The 24,233-nt window shown below is 58.9% G+C and carries 15 protein-coding genes; 7 read left to right on the top strand and 8 right to left on the bottom strand.

All coding sequences use genetic code 11. From position 1 onward, the window contains the following. The first annotated feature begins 117 nt into the window (after positions 1–117). The 4 genes from AC07NR_RS17575 to AC07NR_RS17560 all read left to right on the top strand — a co-directional run bounded on the left by AC07NR_RS17575 (position 118) and on the right by AC07NR_RS17560 (position 12,838). The gene (locus AC07NR_RS17575; protein ID WP_495079052.1) at positions 118–4,800 is read left to right on the top strand and encodes a Tc toxin subunit A; all 4,683 of its coding nucleotides are present in this window, start codon (positions 118–120) and stop codon (positions 4,798–4,800) included. A 62-nt stretch (positions 4,801–4,862) separates the two neighbouring features. Next, the gene (locus AC07NR_RS17570) at positions 4,863–9,332 is read left to right on the top strand and encodes a Tc toxin subunit A-related protein (RefSeq protein WP_495079051.1); all 4,470 of its coding nucleotides are present in this window, start codon (positions 4,863–4,865) and stop codon (positions 9,330–9,332) included. Further along, the gene (locus tag AC07NR_RS17565; RefSeq protein WP_495079050.1) at positions 9,329–12,121 is read left to right on the top strand and encodes a hypothetical protein; all 2,793 of its coding nucleotides are present in this window, start codon (positions 9,329–9,331) and stop codon (positions 12,119–12,121) included. Before AC07NR_RS17570 ends, AC07NR_RS17565 begins: the two co-directional genes overlap by 4 nt. A gap of 3 nt (positions 12,122–12,124) precedes the next feature. Next, a complete protein-coding gene (locus AC07NR_RS17560) occupies positions 12,125–12,838 on the top strand; it encodes a hypothetical protein (RefSeq protein WP_495079049.1) in 714 nt (237 codons plus the stop codon). Here AC07NR_RS17560 and AC07NR_RS17555 read toward each other — a convergent pair. Genes AC07NR_RS17555 through AC07NR_RS17530 form a run of 6 tightly spaced genes read right to left on the bottom strand, consistent with a single transcriptional unit; the run spans position 12,835 to position 19,551 of the window. Further along, positions 12,835–14,166 carry a DUF58 domain-containing protein gene (locus AC07NR_RS17555; RefSeq protein WP_248739209.1) on the bottom strand — a complete coding sequence of 444 codons (1,332 nt, stop codon included), beginning with the start codon at positions 14,164–14,166 and terminating at the stop codon, positions 12,835–12,837. The genes AC07NR_RS17560 and AC07NR_RS17555 overlap by 4 nt on opposite strands. Next, positions 14,163–15,164, bottom strand: a complete 1,002-nt coding sequence (locus AC07NR_RS17550; protein ID WP_248739208.1) for an AAA family ATPase — start codon at positions 15,162–15,164, stop codon at positions 14,163–14,165. Before AC07NR_RS17550 ends, AC07NR_RS17555 begins: the two co-directional genes overlap by 4 nt. Further along, positions 15,161–16,324, bottom strand: coding sequence for a DUF4350 domain-containing protein (locus AC07NR_RS17545; RefSeq protein ID WP_495079048.1), 1,164 nt, complete (start codon positions 16,322–16,324; stop codon positions 15,161–15,163). The genes AC07NR_RS17550 and AC07NR_RS17545 overlap by 4 nt, the downstream gene beginning before the upstream one ends. Beyond that, entirely contained in the window at positions 16,321–17,865 is a 1,545-nt protein-coding gene (locus tag AC07NR_RS17540; protein WP_495079047.1) for a DUF4129 domain-containing protein, read from the bottom strand. Before AC07NR_RS17540 ends, AC07NR_RS17545 begins: the two co-directional genes overlap by 4 nt. After that, positions 17,852–18,829 carry a stage II sporulation protein M gene (locus tag AC07NR_RS17535; protein ID WP_495079046.1) on the bottom strand — a complete coding sequence of 326 codons (978 nt, stop codon included), beginning with the start codon at positions 18,827–18,829 and terminating at the stop codon, positions 17,852–17,854. Before AC07NR_RS17535 ends, AC07NR_RS17540 begins: the two co-directional genes overlap by 14 nt. Beyond that, on the bottom strand, positions 18,826–19,551 hold the full coding sequence (locus AC07NR_RS17530) for an RDD family protein (RefSeq protein WP_305833462.1): 726 nt from the start codon (positions 19,549–19,551) through the stop codon (positions 18,826–18,828). Before AC07NR_RS17530 ends, AC07NR_RS17535 begins: the two co-directional genes overlap by 4 nt. A 180-nt stretch (positions 19,552–19,731) precedes the next feature. Between AC07NR_RS17530 and sbcB the strand changes: the two genes are divergently transcribed. Further along, entirely contained in the window at positions 19,732–21,162 is a 1,431-nt protein-coding gene (sbcB, locus tag AC07NR_RS17525; RefSeq protein WP_305833461.1) for an exodeoxyribonuclease I, read from the top strand. 101 nt (positions 21,163–21,263) lie between these two features. Here sbcB and mvaT read toward each other — a convergent pair whose 3' ends face one another. After that, positions 21,264–21,641, bottom strand: coding sequence for a histone-like nucleoid-structuring protein MvaT (gene mvaT, locus AC07NR_RS17520; RefSeq protein ID WP_007933316.1), 378 nt, complete (start codon positions 21,639–21,641; stop codon positions 21,264–21,266). Positions 21,642–21,978: 337 nt separating this feature from the next. Between mvaT and purU the strand changes: the two genes are divergently transcribed. Both purU and AC07NR_RS17510 read left to right on the top strand, forming a co-directional pair. Continuing rightward, positions 21,979–22,827 carry a formyltetrahydrofolate deformylase gene (gene purU, locus AC07NR_RS17515; RefSeq protein ID WP_007912774.1) on the top strand — a complete coding sequence of 283 codons (849 nt, stop codon included), beginning with the start codon at positions 21,979–21,981 and terminating at the stop codon, positions 22,825–22,827. Positions 22,828–22,912: 85 nt separating this feature from the next. Continuing rightward, positions 22,913–23,107, top strand: a complete 195-nt coding sequence (locus AC07NR_RS17510; RefSeq protein ID WP_495079045.1) for a hypothetical protein — start codon at positions 22,913–22,915, stop codon at positions 23,105–23,107. Here the strand turns inward: AC07NR_RS17510 and gpgF are convergent. After that, complete coding sequence (gpgF, locus tag AC07NR_RS17505; protein ID WP_495079044.1) at positions 23,076–24,071, bottom strand: glucosaminyl phosphatidylglycerol flippase; 996 nt, start codon at positions 24,069–24,071, stop codon at positions 23,076–23,078. The two genes, AC07NR_RS17510 and gpgF, sit on opposite strands and share 32 nt — an antisense overlap. Positions 24,072–24,233: the final 162 nt, after the last annotated feature.

Below are 24,233 nucleotides of genomic sequence, written 5' to 3'. Positions count from 1 at the left end.
ACCTGTCAGATCTGACAGTAGTCCACTCATCCAAATCAGCGCTAAATCAACTTGAAGTCAACAAGGCCCGCTCACACGTCTTTGGCATTGGTTTTCCGTTCAATAGGAAGCGCCTGAATGAAAGCTACGCAAACGAGCCCCGTGCATCAACTGGTCAGAGCCGTGTTGGGCCAGGGCAAGAAACGTTTGTCTGTGCCGCGCAAGCTGGATCGTTACCTCGCGGAATTTTCCAGCGTATTCGACCTGATAAAGCACAGTCCGAGTGAGTTGCAGGCACTCGGTTTGACGCACGCGCAGGCCGAGACCCTGCTGCAGCGTGGCAGGGCATTGGCGCTGCAGATCACCCGGTTATACCGTCAGCAGGAACTGCGTGCGGCGCCGGGGCGCAGCAACAAAAAGGCGTTGGTGAGTTTGCCCACCTACGATCAATTGTTCACTCCCAATAATGACGGGGCGGCGCCAAAAGGCAGCCCGGAGCATCATGCCTCCCCGGTCGCCTATCTGGTCAGCCTGCGCGAATTTGTCCGTGACGAAATCGAGAAGCACGCGGGCCCTGATGCCATTCCGTTGCAAGACCGACGCCCGGATGTCGATCAACTGTTGATTGATCCTGCGGCCATCAACGAAGAGAAGTCCCGGGTCGACATCCACAGTCGGATACTGGAGTCGGTGCTTTCGAAAACGCTGCCTCCCGAGTATTCAACGGTTCAGGAATTTCTGGGCTCGACACGTGTCCCCCTCAGCATGCCGTTCGAGACGGATGCTGTGAGCATCTGGCATGTAGTGAGCCAGGTTGTGCCAAATGGCTCGTTGGGCGAAATCATTCGCAGGATGGACCGCGATTATCCGTATTTCATACGCTCGGGTGGCCGTGGCGCACGCGATCACGCAGCCTGGCAACTGACCTTGCCAATGGGGCGTGAAGCGATGGCGTTGCAGCTCGAGAGCTCGGTGTTTCCATTGAGTGCTGAGCTGGCTCTTCTGTCCATTGACAGGGTTGATCCACTGACAGGTTGCATCGATTCTGACCCGCAAAAAACCTCCACAGACTTTTATTTCAGGAACTATGGGCCGGCCATTTTCGGCAATCAGGATCTTCGCCGGCTGGGGCTGTTCAAGATTGCGACCCGCCTCGCGCAGTCGGAGGTGGACGGCTTGCTGGCGTGGGATAAATTTACGCCCAAGCTCTCGCCCAACGTTCCTGCAATAGGCAATCCGGAGGAGCTTCTGACGGGGGAGGTTGCCGGGGCGCGTTACGTCAATGGCGCAGAGCAGCCGGCGATCGGGCTCGATATCGGAGCGATCGATATCAAGCATTTGCTGACGAATATCGGTGAGTTTCCGGCGGTCAAGCTCGAACACCGTGCCGAGCGCATTCACCGCAAGGTGCGTCTGGATCACATCCTGAAATTGCCAAGCCATGAGGTGGACAGGCTACTGGTGGCCGCAATGAACGCCGAGCAGCGCGCAGGCGCCAGTACATCCCTCTGGATTCGCCCCACCACCCTGAGCTGCCTGGGCCTGTTCGTGGAACTGATCAACGTTCATGGCTGCACCGCCGAAGAGTGCGCGGGGCTGGTGGATGTGCTGTCGGTCCATGGTCAGAATGGATCAGCAGCATTCTTTGATCAGGTTTACAACGACCCTCTTCCAGTTGATGACCCGCTGCGCATCGATGGCAGCCCGTTGGCGATCATTCCGGTCACTGCAGCCGAGCAGCATAAGGTGCACCAGATTTGCACCGCGTTGCGTATCAATGGCGAAACCTGTCGCTACCTGAGCACCGTTATCGCCGAGGCCAAGGGCAAAACGACTTCCCTGGACTGCGATCTGCTTACGCTCTCGGCGTTGTGGCGGTTGGTACGGCTTGCCCGGCTGAGTGAGTTGACACCGATCGAGTACACCGCACTGGCGCAAACCCTCGGACTGAGCGTCCAGCTGGCGGCTGAGCCTGCAGTGTCCGAATCGGGGTCCACGGAAGGCGCGGATGTGCTGAGCGCCATCCATGGGTTGATCGAGTGCGCGCAATGGGCCAAGGCGTTCAATCTGCCGGTGCTGTGGTTGGTGCAACACCTCAATCCTGTCGTTGTCCCGACCGTGTGGACTGAAAGCCAGGAACAGTTTCTTCGGCAATTGGCCAGCCAGGTACCGTCGGTGCTGGTGCAAACGGCGACGTTGCTGGCAGCAGGCGCTCCGGTACGATTCCCGCATAGCGAACTGATCATCGACTGGTCGTCCTTGTTGAATTTGCTGGTGGACGAGCACGGGCTGGTGATCGGTGAGTACGACCAGACAGAAGAGCAATATCTGGCGTACGCCGAGGAGCAATGCGAAACCGTTGCATTGGTTGTTTATCAGGATTTGGTCGATCCGACGCTCGGAGCGAAAAGGCAAGCGTTGAAAGCGCTGCTGCTGTTGATTCTGCTGCGTTGCCGCGACGAGCAGCGCACGATGGTTGAAGAGAACCTTGCGGTCTATCTGCGGATCGATTCATTGCTGACCCGTCAGGTTCTCGCTTGGGCGCAGGGGCATCCCTACAGATTCCTGGCACAGGCACTGAGCATGCCTGCAGAGCGCAAGCGTTGGGCGTTGAAGAAAGCGCTGGAGGAGCCGGATCAGTTTCTGCGATTGTTCGCCGAGGTCGAGCGTCGAGCCCGGATTGCCAGCACGCTCAACTTGAGCCCGACACTGCTGGAGATGCTCCAGGCAAACGAAAACTATCAGTGGTTCAGTATTGGTGACCGCTACGAAATCTCGATCAATACCCTTTACTACCTGGCGATGTTCGGCCGAATGGTGGAGCAGGCCCGGGAGCCGGAAGAGAAGATTCTCGACTATTTCCTTCAGGTCAACCTTCTCGAGCCCGATCTGAGCGAGGATGCGCGTCGACTGGTGCGCGATGCGGCGGCTGACAAACTCGCCCGATTCTTCGGCTGCGGCATCAAGCATGTGCTGACAGTCGTCAGCCATTTGAAGGGGGAAGCTCAGGACAGCGACGCACTTCCGCTGCTACAGACTCTGCAAGAGCTTGATGTACTGCGACGCACACTTGAGCTGGCAGCCAAAGGGCTGGATGCCGAAGCCGTCGTCAGTCTTGGCAACCTGAATCCACTGGATACCCAGGCGCAATACGCCAAGGCTGCGCGCAGTTCGCTGGAAAGTTACGATCGTTTCGTCAATTTGCAGACGCTACCGGAGTCGGCCGAGGCAGGTCAGAGCTATACCACCCTGTGCACAGTCGACAACCGCTACCTGATCGCGAACGTGGATCAGGAAGTCTCGGAGTTTCTGCTGCAGTTGAAGGATTTCTTCGGTGTTCCCCTCAAGGGTGTGCCGATTCAGTTCAAAACCGATATCGGCGTCGTGCTCACTCCCGAAGTCAAGACCGATAACCAGGGACGTGCGGTGGCGCGTCTGCAGGCCGGCAAAACAATGGGGGCCGCCCATATCAGCTACAACCTGCTGCTCAGCGATCCAGTCTACGGTCCGACGGTAACCATAGGGCCTGATACGGAATCCCTGAGGCCCGAGCCCGAGTTGAGTTCGAGACTCAGGACCATCCCGCCGCTTCTGGCAGGCAGGCAAGAAGAAGTCATGTTGTTCACTGAAGTACTCGACAAGTACGGCAACCGCCCAGCCAGATTTCCGCTGGAGTGGCGAACAACGCTTGGCGAGATACGGCCGCGCCAGACGGTCACCGACAAGGATGGCAAAAGCTTCGTGTGGGTATCCAGCCTTTCGGCAGGCTCCGCCCGGTATATGGTCGGGCCTGTCGATCGCTCCCATACCATGACTTTCGCCGATTCGCTGCTGTTCAAGGATTCGCCGCGGATCTCCGCTGAGCCTTACGTTACCGAAGTAGCAAGGGTGGGCGTTCCATTGCCGGTGAGCTGCAAGGTCGTCGGGCTCGATGGGTTGCCTTCCGAGGGGCAGGTGGTTTCGTGGAGGACGGAGCCTGCCACGACAACAAAAGATGAAACCACCGATGCATCAGGAATCGCTACGTTCTCTGTACCCAACCCTGCGGCCGGCCCTCTGGCGATTTTCGCCAGGTTGGGCAGCGACGCCGAGGTCCGGCTCACAGTCGAGGTAATCGACACCGCCCAGATCGTGCTTTACCTGGCTAATCCTCCAATGGCGGTGATCGGTGCGCGTCCGACTTTATTGTGGGTGGATGTGGCGGATAAGCCCGGTGCAGATGGCAAGCCCATCGGGCTCTATCCGGTCGTCTGGAAAGTCGAATCGGTTCCTCCTGTCACCGATACCGTCCTGTCGGATGAGCAAGGTCGTTCCGTCTATCCGTTCGAGACATCAACGGTCGGCACGTACACGGTGACCGCAACCCTGCAACACCATCCGACGCAAGTACACAGCTTTACGCTTGAAGCCATCAAGGCGTTCGGATGGAGCGTTGTTCTGTTCACGCTGACACCTGACGGTGACGAGTTGAACCGTGAGCCGATTCTTCCGGCAGGCCCTAAGCGACTCGATTTGTTCAGAGGCACGCGCTATCGCATCGAGATCCAGCCGAGTGATCCTGCCTCCCTCAAAGATAGCCGCGGAGCTGCGGGGTGGAGTTCCCAGTACTCCACGAAAGCACTGGCCATGGACTTCCAGCCGCCCATGGCCGAGTCGTTCACCTATGGCGACACCCCTCACGTCATACAGCTCAGGACAGGAGACGTGCGCAACGGTGACTTCGAGATCAGTGTGCATGCCGACAAGTTGCCGCAGGCCTTGGTGATTCCAGGAAGTCTGCGCAAACGACCGCTGGTACGACGCCGTTCAAATAAATCCTGAGATGACCCACTGCCCAAGGCTACCTGCGGTCGGATTCCCACCGCGAGACAGGGAGAAAAACAATGCCTGCGTCCGTTGATACTTCGTTAAGAGAGCGTTATTTGAAGGCTATGGTCGACGTGGTGGTGGGGCACCGACTGGCCCCCGTCCCTGTCGCCGTCCCCGCTACGGAAACGTTGAGCGACGTGCTGCTGACTGACCTGGAGGACAAGGCTCAAGCGCAAGCCACCGATGTTTCCTCAACGGTGCGCACGTTACAGCGGTACATCCATGGCGTTTATGGCGGTATGGAGCTCGGTTACAAAAACGTTTCTTTCGATCGGGACGACCAGGACTATTGGTGGAAGATCCTGAGCAATTACAGTTCATGGTCGGCCAATGTGCTGCTCAAAGTGCATGCGGCCAACTACATCGAACCGCCATTGCGCCTGAACAAAACCGAGCTGTTCCGTGTACTGGAAGGCGAGCTGATGCAGAGGCGTCTGACTGATGCTTCGGTGAAAGTGGCGCTCATGTCGTACACAAGTGGTTTCGAGAAGCTCAGTAATCTGGAGGTCAGGAGCGGTTATATCGACGGGACGAAAAACCGCAACGCACCTTATTACCTGGTGGCAAGGAGTCGCACGCAACCGTTCGACCATTACCTGCGCAAGGTCAAGGTCGAAGTGGACGAGCACAGTACAAAAATCAACCCGGCGAACTGGGAGGAGTGGCAAAAGTGCAACATCGACACCACTGGCACGGTCCTCGATATCCGCTGTGTGCTGTGGCTTGGTCAGTTGGCACTGGTCTGGTGTGAATGGATCGATCGCCAGGTCGATGGTAATGGCGTGGTGCAGTCGCCCTGGACCTTGAACATTAAATTGGCGTTCAAGTCGGTCGACGAGACGTGGTCCGCTCCGTTGACGTTGCATAGCCGAAAATGTGAATCGGACGTTTCCGATGGTTGGCTGGCGGTATTTTCTGATGGTGATGGAAGCCCGAGCGATGATCGGCTGCGAGTGTGTTACACCAATCTTCACACCGCCGACAGGAACGGTACTCCCGGCGGGATCGAGATCCATGAAGTGCGCGATCATTTGATGAGACGCGTGGAGGGCGATATTTCCACCTCGCTGGCGATGGTCTACGGACGCTACAGGAATCGTAGCGGCGTGCAACAGAAAGTCGTGGCCGCCGATTATCCGAAGATCGAAATCACGCCTCAGACTCCACCGACAGGCCCCGTCGGTGAAGGGCTGAAAGTTGATGTTGTCTTCAGTCGCGAGAGGATGGAGGGCGGTAGTTGGTCCCAGGTGCTCAGAGTTCGTGGTCGCTGCACTGCCGTCAGCGAAGCCGGGCGGGTTTTGCAGCGTTTGTCAATCAGTTGGAGAGCACTGCATGCCGGCACTTACACCGATGTCAGTATTCAAGACGCTGACGATACGCACGTCACAATCACCCTGACGACGCGTCGACAACCTGTAGCTGAACATAAGGTGCTCCTCTCCACGGAAAACGCTCAGTACGTGACTGTCCATTCGTTTGCTGTCACGGATTTCGAGGAAGTCGCACCAGGCGACAGAACCTGGAAAGCGCAATCTGTCGTAAAACTCATAGACCCTGCATTGCGCTATCTCGTCGAAAGAACCTCGGAGGAAATCCGGGCCGGCGCCGGTTTTTCTGTCGATCCACTGGGGGCGACGGTGGTCAACGATGACAATCGACTCGAACAGAAAGTTCTCTATGACGCCGTTCCGTTCAGCATAGGCCTCCAGAATCCGACTCCGACCGATCCGGCCCCGTCGCAATTCACCGCCCCGCTGGACGGAGCCGTCACATCGCCGTGGGTTGTCTATCTAAGCCCTGTTTTTCCCGTCAACGCAGACATCCCTGTGGACTTCAGTGCGGATGGCGTGAAAGTGACGTTCCTCGTAAAGCTGACGGCCCCGCCGAAGGATTACCTGACCCCGACCATCGGTGAAACCAATGCTCGGGGCGCGCAATTTCTAAGCTTCAACGACCCGACTCAGGCGCTCAGGCACCTTCGACTGGGTTCCCAGATTGCTGCGATTCTGACCAGCCGTGCGGCGGTATCGTTGGATACGCTGATGAGCTGGGATACCCAGCATGTCGAAGAAGACCCTCTGCCGGACGGCTCGCTCGAACAGAATGGCCCGTTTGACGCTTGCAACGGCAAATACATCTGGGAACTGTTTTTTCATATACCGCATCTGGTGTTCTGGCGACTGTCCGAAGAGGGTCGTTACCAGGAAGCACAGCGCTGGCTGGAGTACGTCTTTCACCCACTTTCACCTGAGGTGGTGAAAAAGCGCGGCAGTACCAATTTGAATGCACGGCCGGCCTACTGGCTCTGCCGTCCGTTGAAAATCGATCATGTCGATTGCTCGTACGAGCAACTGGTGCCGACGGATCCGGATGCGCTCGGATATTGCGCGCCGATTCACTTCATGATTGCGGTCTTCCTGCATTACATCCAGAACCTGATCGCAGAAGGCGACGATCTGTTTCGGCGGCTTGATTACGACAGCATGGTCCGTGCCGGCCTGCTCTACAGCAAGGCCTGGAGGATGATCGGTGAAAAAAGTGGTACCGATACGGGTAGCACCTGGAGGTCGCAAACGCTGGATAAATTGCTGGCTGCAATCAAGAATCGGGACCCTCTTAAAGCGTTTGAGACCAGGCTCCACCTTTCACTGGCAGATATACCTATGTCGATGAATGGGAAACCGCGTCTGGATTTGACCGGTAGCGGCATCTTCAAGGCGGGCGTCAACGAACGCCCCGCTGCCATTTGGGATTCACTCAAATCGCGTCTGGACAATTTGCGTTCGAACCGCTCGATCGACGGTTACGATCTGGTGCTCCCCCTTTTCACACCGATGGGGGACCCCAGAGAACTGCTGATTGCTCAGGGGAATGGCACATTGGGCTCGTCACGCAGTCCGGGTGGCCAGATACAGGTCGTACCTTACAGATTTCAAACCGTCTACGAACTGGCGCGGGACGCCGTCGAGTTTCTGATCCAGCAGGAGGATCAACTGCGTTCGTGGCTGGAAATGCGTGACCGCAACAAGCTTGAAGAACTGCAGCATGAGCATTTGATGGGACTGGCCGAACATACCCGTTCGATTCACGAGGCAACCATCGCCCAGCTTGAGGCCACGGCTGCTTCTTTGCGCCAGAGCGAAAGCATGGTCAACGAACGGATGCAACATTACGAACGCCTGATCAGGGAGGGGGTGTCCACTGCCGAGAACAAAGTCATCGAAAAAAACCGCGATGCCCGTCAGGTTGTTATGGGGGCTGCGGCACTCGAGACCGTCGGAGCGGGACTGAGGTTGCTGCCCAATGTGTTCGGGACGTCTTTTGGGGGCGTTGATCTGTCGGCGGTTCCCTATACGGGCGCCCAGTTGCTCCATTTGGTGGCCCAACAGTGGAGAGGTGAAGCCGAGGAGGCCGGCATCAACGAGTCGTATCGTCGGCGCGGTGAAGAATGGACGCTTGAATACAATCAATCCCGCGCCCAGGCACGGGGCTTGCGCGAACAGATATTGGCTCAGGAACACGGGATCAGGGCGGCCAGGGCCAGCCTGGAGCAATCGGAAATGGCCAATACCCAGTCAAAGGAAATTTACCGATTTTACAAGGAGCGCAGTACCGGCCCGGATCTGAGCAACTGGATCGTGGGGCAGATCAAGACCCTGCTGTACCAGCTCAATGACCTTTGCGTCAGTCTTTGTACGAATGCCGAACGCGCTCTGCAGTATGAAACGGGCGACTTCGAAACGAACATCATTCGTTCCGATGCCTGGAATGACACCCGCCATGGATTCACATCCGGTGCGGCATTGAAAATGGGCCTGTTACAACTGTCGGCCGCGCGGATCCAGCGCCATGAACGTCAGTTGGAAATGACGAAGACGTTCTCCCTGAGTCAGCTCGTGGGCGAAGATGAATGGAACAACTTCATCAAATCGGGAAGCCTGAATTTCAGGTTGAAGGAAAGCCACTTCGCCAATGACTATCCGCAGCATTACTGCCGGCAGATAGTGGAACTGACATGCACCTGCCCGGGGCTGTTGGGGCCATACGAGAATCTTTGCGCCATCCTGATGCAACTTGGCAGTTCGACAATGCTGCAACCGGATATCGACACGTTCAAATATCTGCACGATGAAAGTGGCGAACCGACTCCGGGGGCACTGGTGCAGAACCTGCGGCCCTATCAACAGATAGGTTTGTCTCGAGGCGTGGATGACAACGGTATTGTCGACCGGGCCCCCAGCGATCGCCTGCTGCCTTTTGAAGGCACCGGTGTCCATGGGAACTACAAAATTACGTTTCCCAGGCCAACCAGGGAGAGTCAGGCCAACCTGTTGCAGTCTTTGAGTGATTTTATTTTGACCGTGAGTTATCGCGCTCGCGATGGCGGCCCGCTTTTCGGTAGTGCTGTAGAAGCCGTGCTTGCAGCACCGCGTCAGTCACCGAAAAAACGCCTGGCCACTCAGGCAGGGAAGGTACGGCCATGAACCATAGCTTTCTTGAAAATGGTGACTTCATCAATGATTTGGTTCCTTGGGAAACCAATGATTTGGGTTCGGTAAATCACAACATTGATAAGTGGAACGGTAACGATGTCCACCTGATGGTTGCCAAGAATCTGGGGGAAGGCTGGCAAGGAATAGTATTGCCGGACAAGCCGCGGCCGAAGGCGGACAAGGCGGTTTACTGGCTGCATTTCTTGTACGAAGTTACAGGGCTCCTTCCTGGCGCGCACGGAACTGTCCGGATCACTGGCGCCGAGTCAGGCCAGACGAATCTCAAGCTTGTCAATTCACTCAGAATGGCGACCGAAGAAGGACCTCAAGACGTCTATTTGAACAAGTGGGAGGAGGAGCTGAAGCTCGTCGAGAGTGAAACGCAACTCGAAGTCCGTGTCATGAGCCCTTCAAATGGAGGTATCGGGCCAGGTGCCGTACGTTTCACGCATGCAGAGGTGTTATTGCTGCTGGAGGATCTGGAGCTGTCGTCTTTGACGGTCGACGGAGTGACTCAGGTTCCGGGTGAGATCCGCCTGTGCATTGGTGGCACCCAGGAAGTCGGATTTCTGGTGGAGGATGGAAACGCCTGGGAGGGGACAGAAGCAGGGCTGGTCCCGATCGCCGATACCGATGACCTGCTTCGGGCAGTCCCGGCGATGGAGCAGGAGCAATCCATCGACAATGCCTGGCAACTTTCCTGCAAGGATACGGAGGCTGATGCGCAAGTCACTGCCACTCTGGCCATACGCAGTAAATACACCGCTGAACTGTATGAGTTGAAAGTGGTTTGTGGTCATTTCTGGCTGGACATCATTGCGGTGGAGGAGCCCTGGTTTTTCCCGGTTATCGACCTGGCTCAGTCCGTGAGACTGATTGTGCAAGTGGTCAACCACTTCACCAAGATGCCCTTGGCCAATCGCAAGGTCACTTTCAAACTGGGTGATACGGTGTTGCTGGAGCAGGACTCGGATGCGGATGGCAAGGTTTCTTTGTCATGGCTGCCGACGACCTCGGGCAACCACGAAATCAAGGCATCGGTCGTTAGCTACTACCGGCCGGAAGAGGCCCGGTACACGTTCAGCATCCACGCCATCCAGAGCGATCCCTGGAAAAGCTTCAAGATTCAACTGGACGAACTCCCTGAGGGGAACTGGGGGAGTAGTCCGATCTACCTCAACCGTGGTGCAAGCCATGTGATGAGGGCGACGTTTGCTGATCACGTCTTGGACGAAACATTGTTGACGATGGAGTTTCAGGGAGACGAGACGCCCGGGGACGTGGGCATCACGATCACCCCTGAGGTCCAACCTGTCGTCGGGGGTGAAGTGAAATTGAACGCGGTTTGTGAAAACCGCAGAAACGGAAAAGTCCCATTGTTGTTCAAGTGTTCGAAGTTGCTGCTGGCCTCTCCATCGCAGGAACTGAACCTGGGGCATCACTGGCTATCCATCGTCGATCCGAAGGTTTTAACGAAATTTCCAGTGGCGGGCGGTCCCAGAGTGCGGCTGTCTGCACGAATTGAATCGCGAGTGCCCGGTGTTGGCGGTGTTCAGAATGTCACCACTTACTGGAGTGACAACGGCGACCCGGAAACCACGGAGCCGACGGGGCCCGGCGGCAATATTCAGACCTCGTTCGAGCCAGGTCCCGAAGGCGATTCCGAAGTCATTTTGAGAGTTGCCAATCCTTACGATGGAGTGGATGGCCGGCACGCGTACAAATTTCCGGTCTTTGGAGAAAGTCCTTGGGCCCGATTGGCGGAAGTGACGCTCGATGGGCGAGAGCAAGGGCGTGTGGGGCTCATCTGTTTTCGCAATGCCGAGGCAGTGCCACTGAAGATCGAACCGAAAGAAAATCTTCTGGTAGGCGAATTCATTTCCATAAAGGTTTCAGCTGAGGATGGGCGTGATCTTGAGTTTCACGCTGAGCCTGATCTGACCACCCCACGTCAAGTGACCGAGGACGGCCTGATCTATAGAGTCCGTTCCACGTCGCCCATCGGTTCCTTTTTCCTACTGCAAGTACTCCACCACTCAGAAGATCCGGATTCCGGACTTCCACCCAATGACCTTCAGGGGCGATTGTTATCCGCCATTCTGTCGGAGGAAGGGGAACTGAACTTCGATGACCGGGCGTTGGCTGTCGGGGAGCCGATACCTGCCTGCCTTGGAGCGCTCCATTCGCTGCGATTTACACCATTCGAGCAAAGCCCCATGGTCGGGCTTGCCATGTCGGCGACATTGCAGGATGGCGACGATCTGGGAATGAAACTGACGGCCGAAGATAACGAACCTGTTCCCATCTCCGGAAAAGAGTGGGAACTCGATGCCCGTGCCAGTACCGAAAGTGGTGAGCAAGGCATTGTATTGACCCTCGATGAAGCCGGGTTCAGCTACCCGTCGATAAACGTCCCGTTGAATCACAATCGAATACTGGCTCGGGCCGACGGGCCTGATGTCGATCTGGAAGTGGGGCAGTCAACACGGTTGTATCTGATGGCTCGTTCGTTTTACACCAACGAACCCGTTTCGACGCTGCCAGTGACCTTTGAGCATGCAGACGATGTAAAGACCGAGCTCACCGATGAGTCGGGTGAGGCCCGATATCTTTTCACCGCTACGGCGCCCGGCACGTTTGCGGTTACCGCTACTGCCGAGAGTCCTTACGACGCAGTTCCACAGGTCGAAACCTTCAGCGTATTGGTTATTGGCTCCCGTACTCGTGACGCCGATCAAATGGGTGAGTCATCCATTCCAACTTTACGGAAAAGGGACTGAATCATGTCTAACACAATCATGCAGACAACCGTGGCTGGCGAGATTGTCGAAGTAGAGGACGCCTCGTACGATCCGGAGACTGGACAATCGGTACGACTGGCCGTCCGGGTAGCCGTTGTTGGCACAGGTGAAGCCTTGGCCAACGCAAACGTCGTATTTGAAACCCTGCCTGGGCCGGAGCCAGTGCGAGTGGCGACAGACAGCGGGGGGTGGGCGCCGTTTGTCTACAAGGCCAACGTGCAAGGACGCGTTCAGGTAACGGCAGTAGTCGAGGGGAGCCAGGCGAAAACGGCGTCACATACTTTCCATGTCACGGTCGTGAAGGCTGGAGTCTGGGACGAGGCCACGATGACTCTCAATAGCGTCGCCACGAGCGAGGCTCGCTGGGGGGCAGAAAGCAAGTTTCCCCGAATCACTCCGGCAACTCATACCATCACTTTGAAGGCTGCCGCCGGAAGCGCTTTGCTCAATCGTAATGTTCAACTGGGCGTCCTGAGCGAGTCATCTCTGGCTGAGCTGGGTATCACGAATGTGAACCCGGCATTGGGTACCGCGCGGTTATTCACTGCCGCCGGGCTGAGTTGGACATTTACCGCCAGTACAGCGGCCGGGGGAACTTACTTCCTGGTTCTGGCGGCGGATCGCCTGATCAATCAATCGGCAGAAAACCATATGTCGCTGGGGCCAAATCCACCGTCGCCGGGTTTGGCAACCTAAAAAACACCCGTCTTCTTCCAGGCAAGATACCGCGTTATGACCCCGGCCCCCAGTTCTTCGGGACGGGCCTGCACTACTGCAACACCTTGAGTGCTCAAGCGCTCATGGTGTTGCGCGCTGGCGTTGAGGTAATCCACGGCCGCGCAATAGGTCAACGCTTCATCCAGCGTTTGTACCGATCGATGACGCAGATCATCCAGCGTGGTTTCGCGCAGGCTGGCGACCAGAACCCGGTGTTGCCGGCTCAGGTGCCGGACTGCATTCAGCAGCTCCTCATCAACCTCATCCCGCAAATTGGTCACCAGCACCACCAGCGCCCGACGCTTCTGCCTCGCCAGCAACTGATTCACCGCCGCCGGATAATCCGCCGAACGTTGCGTGCTATCCAGATCGTAAACACCGTTGAGCAACACCTTGAGCTGCCCTGCACCTTTGACCGGTGCAATGAACCGCGGCTGATCACTGGCAAATGTCATCAACCCCACCGCATCCCCCTGCCGCAACGCTACATAACTCAACAGCAGACACGCATTCAACGCATGATCAAAATGCGACAGCTCACCATCCTGACTGCGCATCTGCCGCCCGCAATCGAGCATGAAGATGATCTGCTGATCCCTCTCGTCTTCGTATTCACGAGCAATCGGTGTGCGATGGCGGGCGGTGGCTTTCCAGTCGATCTGGCGCAGGCTGTCGCCTTCGCGAAACTCCCGCAGTTGATGGAATTCCATCCCCTGGCCACGGCGTTGGCGCTGGCGTACGCCGAGCTGGCTGAGCCAGTTGTCGACCGCCAGCAACTGGCCGCCGTAGAGGCGGGCGAAGTCGGGGTAGACGCGGGTGTGGTCGGTGAGGTTCAGCAGGCGTTTGCCGGACCACAGGCCGAAGGGGCTTGGCAGGTTGAGTTCGCAGGTGTCGAAGGTGAAGTGGCCGCGTTTGAGCGGCCGCAGGCGATAGCCGATCAGGCTGCGCTGGCCGGGTTGTAGCTCGGTGGTTAGCGGATGATTTTCATAACTCAGGCCATCGGGCACGTGGTCGAAGATTTGAATGGTCAGTGGTTGGTCGAAATCATGTTCGACTTCCAGCCGCACTTCGCTCCAGCGACCGAGTGCCAGGCTACCGGGCATCTGTCGTTGCACGCGGGGCGAGGGCAGGCGCTTCAGGCGCAGGGCGTCCAGCAGGCTCAGCGCGAACAATGCCAGCAACAATCCCCAATTGATCGACAGCAGGCTCGAAGGCACTTCGATGTCCAGCGCCTGCAAAGTGCCCAGCACAATGCCGATGGCCAGCAGGATCGCCAGCCAGATCAACAGCAGGCGCGAGGGTTTCACAGGCGCGGCGCCGGTACTTGGTCGAGCAGTTGCTGAAGGACTTGATCGACTTGCAGCCCTTCGATGTCCAGCTCCGGCGCGAGGCGCACCCGGTGACGCAGCACCGCCAGCGCGCAACCCTTGATGTCGTCGGGAATCACGAACTCGCCGCCGCGCAACAAGGCCCGGGCGCGGGCGCAGCGCACCAGTGCAATGGACGCTCGTGGCCCGGCGCCGAGGTTCAGCCCCGGCCAGGTGCGGGTGCTGCGGGCGAGTCGCACGGCGTAATCGAGGACCTGATCGTCCAGCGGCAGATCGCTGGCGATGCGTTGCAGGGCTTGCACGTCCTTGGCCTGCAACACGGTGCGCAGCGGTTGCACATCGAGCATGTCGGCGCGGGTCGAGCGGCTGACTTGGCGCACCATGTCCAGCTCCTGATCGGCATCGGGATAATCCATGCGCACCTTCAGCATGAAGCGATCGAGCTCGGCTTCCGGTAGCGGGTAAGTGCCTTCCTGTTCGATCGGGTTTTGCGTGGCGAGCACCATGAACGGCTGGGCAATCGGCAGGGCCCGACCTTCGAGGGTGACCTGACGTTCCTGCATCGCTTCGAGCAATGCGGCCTGGGTCTTGGCCGGGGCGCGGTTGATCTCGTCGGCCAGCAGCAGGTTGGTGAACAGCGGGCCTTTGCGCAGTTTGAATTGTTCGGTCTGCAGGTCGTAGACCGCGTGGCCGGTAACGTCGCTGGGCATCAGGTCCGGGGTGAACTGGATGCGCGCGAACTCGCCGCCGAAGCATTTGGCCAGGGCGCGTACCAGTAGGGTTTTGCCGAGGCCGGGAACGCCTTCCAGCAGCACATGGCCGCCGGCGATCAGCGCGGTCAGCACGTCGTCGATCACCGGGTTCTGGCCGATCAGCGCCTTTTGCAATTCGCCGCGTACCGCTTGGGCCAACTGACTGGCTCGGTGGCGTTGCTGGGCCGCGTGGCTGGGCGAGCCGGGTTCGATGTGTTCGGTCATAGCGAGTTCCTCAAGGCTTGCAGGTGGGCGACCTGACGGCAGAATTCGGCGCTGGACATCCGCCGCTTCGGTGTCGGGCTCAGAGCCTGGCTGATGGCGCGGGTCGGCTGGCGGGTCAGGCGCGACAGGGCCAGCCATTGTTCGGCGACGTTCAATTGGTCGAAACCGGGATGGCGGTGACGGGCGCGGCGCAGGACGTCCTGCTGCAAGGCTTGCAGCAAGGTCTGTTGGCCGTTGTGGCGCAGGATGAAATCGGCACTGGCGCGCAGGTGTTCCATCAGCTGACGACGACCGCTCGGGGCAGGGGCCTGCATCGGCCCGTGACGCACGCCGACATGCCACAACCACAGACCGATCAGCGCCAGCAGGGCGACGATGGCCTGCGGGAAATAGCGCCAGAGCAAGGTCAGCAGACCGTCGTGTTCGGTGTTGTACAGCAGCGTCACGGCGGTGTCGGCGCTCAGGTACCAGAGCAGCCAGGCGTTGTCGTGCTGCGCAATCGCCGGGGTTTTCCACAGTTCGGCATCGGTGACCACGGTGATCGTGCCGACGCCGTAGGGCAGTTGCATCATGTGCGTGGCGCGGGCGCTGTTGGCCCAGGCCTGGGCGAGGTTTTTCGGGTCGTCGAGGTGGAACGTGGTGTCGAACCCGGCGTAGGCGGGGGCGTCTTCGTCTTCCAGATAGAGCTTGGTCAGGTTGGGCCAGGGATCGTCGTCGGCATCCGGCGGCGGGTCTTTCAGATCCTTGCTCAGGGACTGATGCAGTTGCACACGGTCGAGCAGCAGGTCGTTGCTCTGGCCGGTCTTTTCATCCCACAGCGATTCGGCGACGAACACCAGCCGCCCGCCGGCGCGGGCCCAGTTCAAGACCTGATCGACCTGACGCGGCGTCATTTTCGAGCGGTCGTTGAACAGCAGTAGCGTGTGTCGGCGCGGGTCAATCTCGGGCAACACGGCGAGGCTTTCAGCATGGCCGACGGTTATCCCGTGACCGCGCAGATACATCTCCGCCGCCAGATAAGGATTGGCTTGCGCGGCGGGGGAAGGGCCGTGATCGATCACGGCCTGGTAAGGCGTGGCCTTGAGGTAAAGATAAACGCCCAGCGCACCCAACAAGGCAACAATCAATGCGCCGATCAGCCAGAGTGCGCGCCGGTTCAACGGGCAGCTCCATGGCCGAACAGTGACCGCCAGCCATCGCACAATTCCTGTTGCAGGTGCGCCGCCGGTACGCGGTGCCCGTAGGCCATGTTCTGCCAGTGGCGGGTGAGATGACGGCTGTAGGCGAGCAGGTCGGGACGCTGCAAATGTTCGATCCGCGCCAGTACTTCGCTTTCGGTATCGGCCGGTTTCAGGGTCAGGTTGAAGTCATGCAGCAGGTGACTGAGCAGCGCCCGATACAGCAGGCCGAGCGCTGCACGGGGCTGGGTTTGCCAGAGCTGTTCGGCGCTGGCGGCGATGTCGTCGGGCAGGGTTTCCTTGCTCAGGTCGAGGCCGAAGGCTTGTTGTGGCGCGGGTCGTTTGATCCGCTCGGGCAATCGCGGGCGACGGCTGACGAACGTTTGCAGAAACTCGCGGTAGCGCCAGATCAACCAGCCGACCGCCCCGATCACCACGGCCCACAGCAACACTTCAATGGCCTTGGCCAGCCCGTTGAGGTGTTGACCGTTGAGCCAGCCCAGCAGGGTTTTCAGCCAATGCGGCGCCTTGCCATCCTTGGGTTTTTCGGCGGTGGCAGGATCTTCGCCAAAGCGATAACGGGTGACGGTTTCCTTGTTCTTGAACGGCGGTTGTTCCAGCAAGGCCTTGATGCTGTCGCGGGATGCCTGACTGGTCAGTGGCTGATTCAGGAGCCGGGGCGCATCCGGGGCGGTGGCAGGGTCGGCGGCCCATGCCGAGGGCACTCCCGGCAGCAGCAGACAGACCACCAGCAGCAAACCGAGTGCGCTGCTGTTCACGCGTTGGCGCAAGCGGCGGAACACCAGTTCGATGTCCCACGCTTCGAGCACGGTGCGCCGGTTCAGGTAAAGGCTGAAACCGCAGGCGACGTAGATCGGTTCCCAGATCACCAGTATCAGGGCATAGAAGGCATTGGTCAGGTGCTCGAGCCAGCGCCATTGGTGGTCGGCGGTGAAGATCAGGCTTTGCCAGTCCCAATCGGTTTCGACGTGTTGCGGCAGGAGCAGATAGAACAACACCATCAGGCCGATCCACAGTGCCGTTTCCAGATGCACGCCGATGATCGTCAGCCACTGGGCCGCGCCGGCATTGCGTTGCAGCAGTACCCGCAAACGCTGCTGGCGCGCGAGGCCACCCAGGCCTTCGAGTTGCACCACCGGCATCAGGAAACTGCGACTGAAGCTCAGGCGTCGCCAGGTCAGGCTCGCCAGCAGTTGAGGTTTGAGCAGTTTCGGCCATTGGCACAATGCCTGTTTCAGCGTGGGTGTTTCGCCGAACAGCGCTTTGGACAGGATGTACAGCGGCAAGCGTTCGTACACCGGTTTCAGCCACCAGAAGATAAACACCGCGAGCGACGGCGAATCCCACAGCAACAGGCTCAGCACCACGAACAGCGGCAGGGTGACGATGGCCCAACTGGTCATCAACAGACGCCGGTGCTGCTGGCTCATGCGCACGCCCAGGTCCATGGCTTCCCAGGTGGTACGCGGGCGGATCACCACGGTGGCGTCACTCAGGCGCATGGCGGGTCCTTCCGGCGAACAACAGATACGTCGCCACGCAGAGCCAGAGCCCGGCGCCGACCAGGTATTTGGTCTGCGGCGTGACCCCGGTGCGTGACGACCAGTACGCCTCGATAAACGCGGCGATCAACAGGAACAGCATCACCCCGCAGATCAGCAAAACACTCTGGCGCGCCGAGTGTCTCAATGCCTCGCCGCGTGTCAGGCGTCCTGGCGCAATCAACGCCCAACCCAGTTTCAGTCCCGCCGCCCCGGCCAGGGCAATGGCGGTGAGTTCGAATGCACCGTGCCCGATGACGAAGGACCAGAAGGTCTGGCCGTAGCCGATTTCGCTCAGGTGCCCGGCCACGGTGCCGATGATCAAGCCGTTGTAGAACAGGAAAAACGCGCTGCCCACCCCCAGCAGCAAACCGCTGGCGAAGGTCTGAAAGGCGATGCCGATGTTGTGCATGATGTAGTAGCCGAACATCACCCAGTCTTCGCTCGCCGCGCGTTCGGCGGAGCGCCCGAGGTGGCCGGCGGCGGGGTCGTACATGCTCTGCATCTCGCGCACCTGATCGGCGGGGATCAGGTTGTAGACCAGCTCGGGGAACAGGTACACCAGTAATCCGAACCCGATCAGGCTGCCAAAGAACAGCAGTCCGGCGGCCAGCACGAAACGCCATTCGGCGCGTACCAGCCGTGGAAATCCGGCCAGGATGAAGCCCAGCAGGTTGGCGGCGAGCTGACTGCGGTGACGGTAAAGCTGTTGATGGCCGCGCAGTACGAGCTGTTGCAACGAATCGACGAGAAAACTGCTGTAGCCACGTTCCTGCGCCAGCGCCAGATGTTGGCAGAGTCGCCGGTAGGCCCTTGGAAATTCCGCTACCTGCGAAGTGTCCTTGCCGCGCTCCAGACGTTCGAGGGCGAGGGTGAAACGCTCCCATTCGGCTTTGTGCCGGGTTTCGAAAAGGCTTTGCTTCATGTCGGCCCCAACAGGCCACGGGCGATGCCGTTGAGTTCGCCGACGGCTTTCGGCGCGCTGATGTGCAGTGGCTGAGCCAGGAGTGCCGCGAGTTCGTTGACTCGCGCCGTCGATAGTTCACCCTGACGCTCGGCGAAAGCGAGCAGGGCCCGTTGTTCAGTCAGGGTCAGCGGGATCGGCGAGCGGCGGGGTTCGGCATCAGGCAACTGCGGGCGCTTGAGCGGGCGTTCGCTGTAGATCACCAGCGTGCCGGCAGCAATGTCGCCGAGGCGTTTGAAGGTCGGATGTTGCAGGCAACTGATGGCGCCAAGGAAATAACCGAACGGCATCAGGTCAACGAAACGCAGCAGATTGCGCAGCAAGGATGCCGACCAGCCCACCGGGGTTCCATCGTCGTGCACCACCCTCAGGCCCATCCATTGCTTGCCCGGCGAACGGCCCTGACGCAGCACTTCGAACAGCACCATGTACCACCAGCTCACGGCGAATAGCAGCAGTGAACCGAGACCAATGCCGAGTTTGCCGAGCAGCGCCAGCAACATGAACAGCAGCCCCAGGATCAACCCGCGCAAACAAAGATCGATGGTGAAGGCCACGGCACGCACCATCAGGCCGGCGGGACGCAGCGGCAGATCGATGCCTTCCGGCGTTTCGACCTGGTGCCGTGTGTCCAGCGGCGGGGCCAGCGTTGCTTTCCTTGGCGGTGCTGTGGTCTCGAGCATGGGCTACCTGATGTTGCCGGATCGGGATGCGAGTGAATCCGATGCTAGCAGCCTCTCGGGGGAAAACGACATAACTATGTCATTCACATCGTTCAACCAAAGGTGACTGAATGATGCGGTGCTGGCCGCGACGGCAGTCGAACGCCTAGACTTTGCCGATCTTCAGTTCAGGAACCGCCCGTGACTTCCATCTTCTGGTACGACTACGAAACCACCGGCATCAATCCGCGATGCGACCGACCGTTGCAGGTGGCCGGGATTCGCACCGACCACGATCTCAACGAAATCGACGAACCGGTCAATCTTTACTGCCAGCCCAGCGAAGACATCCTGCCGCACCCGGCGGCGTGCGCAATCACCGGCATCACGCCGAGCCGCCTTGCCGAACAAGGTTTGAGCGAAGCCGACTTCATGACCCGGGTCCACGCCCAGCTCGCGGCTCCCGGCACCTGCGGCGCGGGGTACAACACCTTGCGTTTCGATGACGAGATGACCCGCTACAGCCTGTATCGCAACTTTTTCGATCCTTATGCCCGCGAATGGCAGGGCGGCAACAGCCGCTGGGATCTGATCGATGTGGTGCGCGCCGCTTACGCATTACGTCCCGACGGGCTGGTCTGGCCGACCGATGACGAAGGCAAGGTCACGCTCAAGCTCGAACGCCTGACCGCCGCCAATGGCATCGATCACGGCAATGCCCACGAGGCGCTGTCGGACGTGCGCGCCACCATCGCCCTGGCCCGGTTGATCCGCGAGAAGCAGCCCAAGCTGTTTGACTGGCTGTTCCAGCTGCGCAGCAAGCAGAAGGTCATGGACCAGATTCGCCTGTTGCAGCCGATGGTGCACATTTCCGGACGCTTCTCGGCGGCGCGCAGTTTTGTCGGTGTAGTGCTGCCGCTGGCCTGGCATCCGCGCAACAAGAACGCGCTGATTGTCTGCGATCTGCACCTGGACCCGCAGGGCCTGCTCGATCTGGATGCGCAGACGTTGCGTCAGCACCTGTATACCCGTCGTGATGATCTGGCCGAAGGCGAATTGCCGGTGCCGCTCAAGCTCATTCACATCAACAAGTGCCCGGTGGTGGCGCCGTTGTCGGTGTTGAGGGCAGAAGATCAGCAGCGTCTGGGTCTGGACATGGCGCTGTATCAGGCCCGCGCATTGCGACTAAGTGACGCACAACAAGTTTGGAAAGATAAAGTCCCGGCGATTTATGCCAGCGAAGATTTCACCCCGAGTGAAGATCCCGAACAACAGTTGTACGACGGATTTATCGGTGATCGTGATCGTCGTTTATGTGAGCAAGTGAGGACGGTGGATCCTGCGCAATTGGCGCGAGAGCAATGGCCGTTCGATGACGAACGTTTGCCTGAATTGTTGTTTCGATATCGAGCACGTAACTTTCCGGATACGTTGAATTTCGAAGAGCAAGAACGCTGGCAAATCTTTTGTCGGCAGCGCTTGTCCGAGCCTGAATGGGGCGCCCCTAATACCTTGCAATCTTTTACAGAGGCCGCGGAGCAATGGTTGCTTAGTGCCACGCCATTACAGCATGAGGTGCTGATTGAATGGCAGAATTATGTCCAGGCATTGCGCAAACGTTTGAATCTTTGAAATCGAACATGTCCGTCGCCTGAGCGACGGGCATAAAAAAACGCCAGCGGATGCTGGCGTTTCTTTTGTGTCGCGGACGGGTCTGCGACAAGGGTTGCGGCTTAGCCCAGCAGGGTAGCCCAGCCTTCAACCACGTCACCGCCCCACTTGGCTTTCCACTCTTTCAGAGTCTTGTGGTTGCCACCTTTGGTTTCGATGACTTCGCCGTTGTGCGGGTTTTTGTATTGTTTAACTTTGCGTGCACGCTTGGTGCCGGTAGTTTTTACTGCGCCGCCACGTGGGGCCTTGGTTTTGGACTCTGGATCCAGCAGCGCGATGATGTCACGCAGGGACTTGGAGTATTCACCCATCAGGGTGCGCAGTTTGCCTTCGAATTCCAGCTCGGTTTGCAGTTTGTCGTCTTGCGACAGGTTCTTCAAACGGGCTTGCAGCTCTTTGATGGCTTCTTCGGTGGCACGATATTCGTTGATCAAGGACATGATTACTACCTTATTGGGAGTGCGCGATGGCAGGGGACAGTGCGGCAATAATAGTCAGGCTGTTTCATCAAGTAAACATTTAACCGGGCTTTTTATTTGGATTAGTTACGTTGAAAAGCCCGGAATTGAATATTCAGTTAAATAATGTGATGCAGTCTTCACAGATATTCACAGAGATCGGTTGGTACAGGGCTATTACCGCGCCATCATCCTGACGATTGCCTGCGTCAAAAAAGCTGCGGCGAGGCCTGGCGGGGCTCAAGGCTCATCGATACTGCAGTTTTGCGGCGTAGTCGCTAGAATGTCCGCCTTTGCGAAGTTCTGGAGTTTCCCCCTCATGCGCACTTTTCGGCTGGTGATTTCTTGCCCGGACCGCGTTGGCATCGTTGCCAAAGTCAGTAACTTTCTGGCGGCCCACAATGGCTGGATCACCGAAGCGAGCCACCACTCGGACAATCAGGTCGGCTGGTTCTTCATGCGTCACGAAATCCGTGCCGATTCCCTGCCTTTCGGTATCGAGGTGTTGCGCGAGAAGTTTGCACCGATCGCCGAAGAGTTCTCGATGGACTGGCGCATCACCGACACCGAGCAGAAAAAGCGCGTGGTGCTGATGGCCAGCCGTGAGTCTCACTGTCTGGCCGACCTGCTGCACCGCTGGCACAGCGATGAGCTCGATTGCGAGATCTCCTGCGTGATTTCCAACCACGACGACCTGCGCAGCATGGTCGAGTGGCACGGCATTCCTTATTACCACGTCCCGGTCAATCCGCAGGACAAGCAACCGGCCTTTGACGAAGTGTCGCGCCTGGTCAAGCAGCACGACGCCGAAGTGGTGGTGCTGGCGCGCTACATGCAGATCCTGCCGCCGGACATGTGCCGCGAATACGCGCACAAGGTCATCAACATTCACCACAGCTTTCTGCCGTCGTTCGTCGGTGCCAAGCCGTATCACCAGGCATCGCTGCGTGGCGTGAAACTGATCGGCGCAACCTGCCACTATGTGACCGAAGAGCTGGATGCCGGCCCGATCATCGAGCAGGACGTGGTGCGCGTCAGCCACAGCGACAGCATCGAAGACATGGTGCGTTTCGGCCGTGACGTCGAGAAGATGGTGCTGGCCCGTGGCCTGCGTTATCACCTGGAAGACCGCGTGCTGGTGCACGGCAACAAGACCGTGGTGTTCTGATCGAACCTTTCGGTTGAAAAACCAAGGGCCTGGGCGTTCAATCGCCTCAGGCCCTTTTTTGTTTCAGCCCCCGGAGAAAACGCCCATGAGCGATCCACTGGACAAAGCCACCTCCAAAGCGCCCGCCACCTTGGGCGAAGGCTGCCTGAGCCGCTATGACCCGGATGACCTGAGCCCGGAAGATGGCACGGACTTCCCCGACGCCGCCGCGTTGTGGGAACAGCTCAACGAAGAGAGGCCGGGCGACGTCAAGCCTGCCGCACCTTCATCAGTTTCCTGAGCAGCGGACGCCCGAGCATCAGCAGGAAAATCGGCCCGCCGACCAGCAGGTAGAAGTAAAACGTCATCGCCCGCCAGATCAGGATCGCCGCCGCAGCGGTCGACGCCCCCACCATGGGCGCCAACAGCGCCGCCGACGTCAGTTCCGCCGCCCCGGCCCCGCCCGGCAGCAGGCTGAACTGTCCCGCCCCCAGCGAAAGCATCTGAATCAGAAACGTCCAGGCCCACTGCACGTCCGCCCCCAGCCCCCGCAGCGCCAGATACAGCACGCTGTAACGCAGTGACCAATGCACGCAGGTCAGGGCAAACACCTTGAACAGCGTTTGTCGCGGTAACTTCAGAGCATCGGTGAACGCCGCAAGAAAATGCAGCAGCTTGCGCGCCCAGCGCCATCGTGTGGCGGGTTGCACGTTCATGCGCGCCAGCAGCCGGCCACTCCAGCGAATCAGCATCCGGTGATAACGCGCCACCAGCACACAACCAAACAGCCCGCCGAACAATGAAATGGCGCTGACGATCAGCAGCCATTCCATTCGGTCGCTCAGATGCTGGAACAGCGCATAAATCAAAATCCCGCCCAATGCACACAGGAAGAACAGCAAGTCACTCAACTGATCCATCGCAAACACCGCGCTGCCCCGGGCCGGACGCACGCCGCTGCGGGCCAGCAGTGCCATGATCGTCAACGGCCCGCCAGTGCCGCCGGGTGTGGCGCACCAAGCGAATTCGGCGGCCATGACCACGCCAAGGCTCTTCAGCGGTGTGACCCGTTCACGCTGATCGCCGAGCAGCAGACGCAGGCGCAACGTATTGATGCCCCAGCACAGCAGAACCATGGCCAGCAGGATCGACAGCCAGTGCAGGGGAAAGGCTTGCAGCCGCGTCCAGGTTTCTCCGCCGCCCAGTAAAGAAGGGATCAGCACCGCCGCCAGCAGGCCGATCAGTAACAGGATGCCACGACTCATGCGCGATGTCCGTGCTGGCGCGCCAGCGTGGTTTCAGCGATTTGCACAGTGAACGCCCCTCCGCGTGTTGATGTCCCGTGTTGACCTTACTCCAGAATAGATGTTCGGTCGGGATGTGCGGTGGGGGAGGTTTTGCAGGAGGTGAGATGCCTTCGCGGGCTG

It is taken from the genome of Pseudomonas sp. GW821-FHT09C09, assembly GCF_059418105.1.
The sequence above is the reverse complement of the archived record's forward strand: the minus strand, read 5'-3'. Positions and strand labels throughout refer to the sequence as shown.

Excerpts from the sequence above, each read along its gene's own strand:
- AC07NR_RS17565 (WP_495079050.1), top strand. The coding sequence starts at position 9,329 with ATGAACCATAGCTTTCTTGAAAATGGTGACTTCATCAATGATTTGGTT.
- purU (WP_007912774.1), top strand. The coding sequence starts at position 21,979 with ATGCGCACTTTTCGGCTGGTGATTTCTTGCCCGGACCGCGTTGGCATC.
- AC07NR_RS17560 (WP_495079049.1), top strand. The coding sequence starts at position 12,125 with ATGTCTAACACAATCATGCAGACAACCGTGGCTGGCGAGATTGTCGAA.
- mvaT (WP_007933316.1), bottom strand. The coding sequence starts at position 21,641 with ATGTCCTTGATCAACGAATATCGTGCCACCGAAGAAGCCATCAAAGAG.
- AC07NR_RS17530 (WP_305833462.1), bottom strand. The coding sequence starts at position 19,551 with ATGCTCGAGACCACAGCACCGCCAAGGAAAGCAACGCTGGCCCCGCCG.
- gpgF (WP_495079044.1), bottom strand. The coding sequence starts at position 24,071 with ATGAGTCGTGGCATCCTGTTACTGATCGGCCTGCTGGCGGCGGTGCTG.
- AC07NR_RS17570 (WP_495079051.1), top strand. The coding sequence starts at position 4,863 with ATGCCTGCGTCCGTTGATACTTCGTTAAGAGAGCGTTATTTGAAGGCT.
- AC07NR_RS17550 (WP_248739208.1), bottom strand. The coding sequence starts at position 15,164 with ATGACCGAACACATCGAACCCGGCTCGCCCAGCCACGCGGCCCAGCAA.
- AC07NR_RS17540 (WP_495079047.1), bottom strand. The coding sequence starts at position 17,865 with ATGCGCCTGAGTGACGCCACCGTGGTGATCCGCCCGCGTACCACCTGG.
- AC07NR_RS17535 (WP_495079046.1), bottom strand. The coding sequence starts at position 18,829 with ATGAAGCAAAGCCTTTTCGAAACCCGGCACAAAGCCGAATGGGAGCGT.
- AC07NR_RS17510 (WP_495079045.1), top strand. The coding sequence starts at position 22,913 with ATGAGCGATCCACTGGACAAAGCCACCTCCAAAGCGCCCGCCACCTTG.
- AC07NR_RS17575 (WP_495079052.1), top strand. The coding sequence starts at position 118 with ATGAAAGCTACGCAAACGAGCCCCGTGCATCAACTGGTCAGAGCCGTG.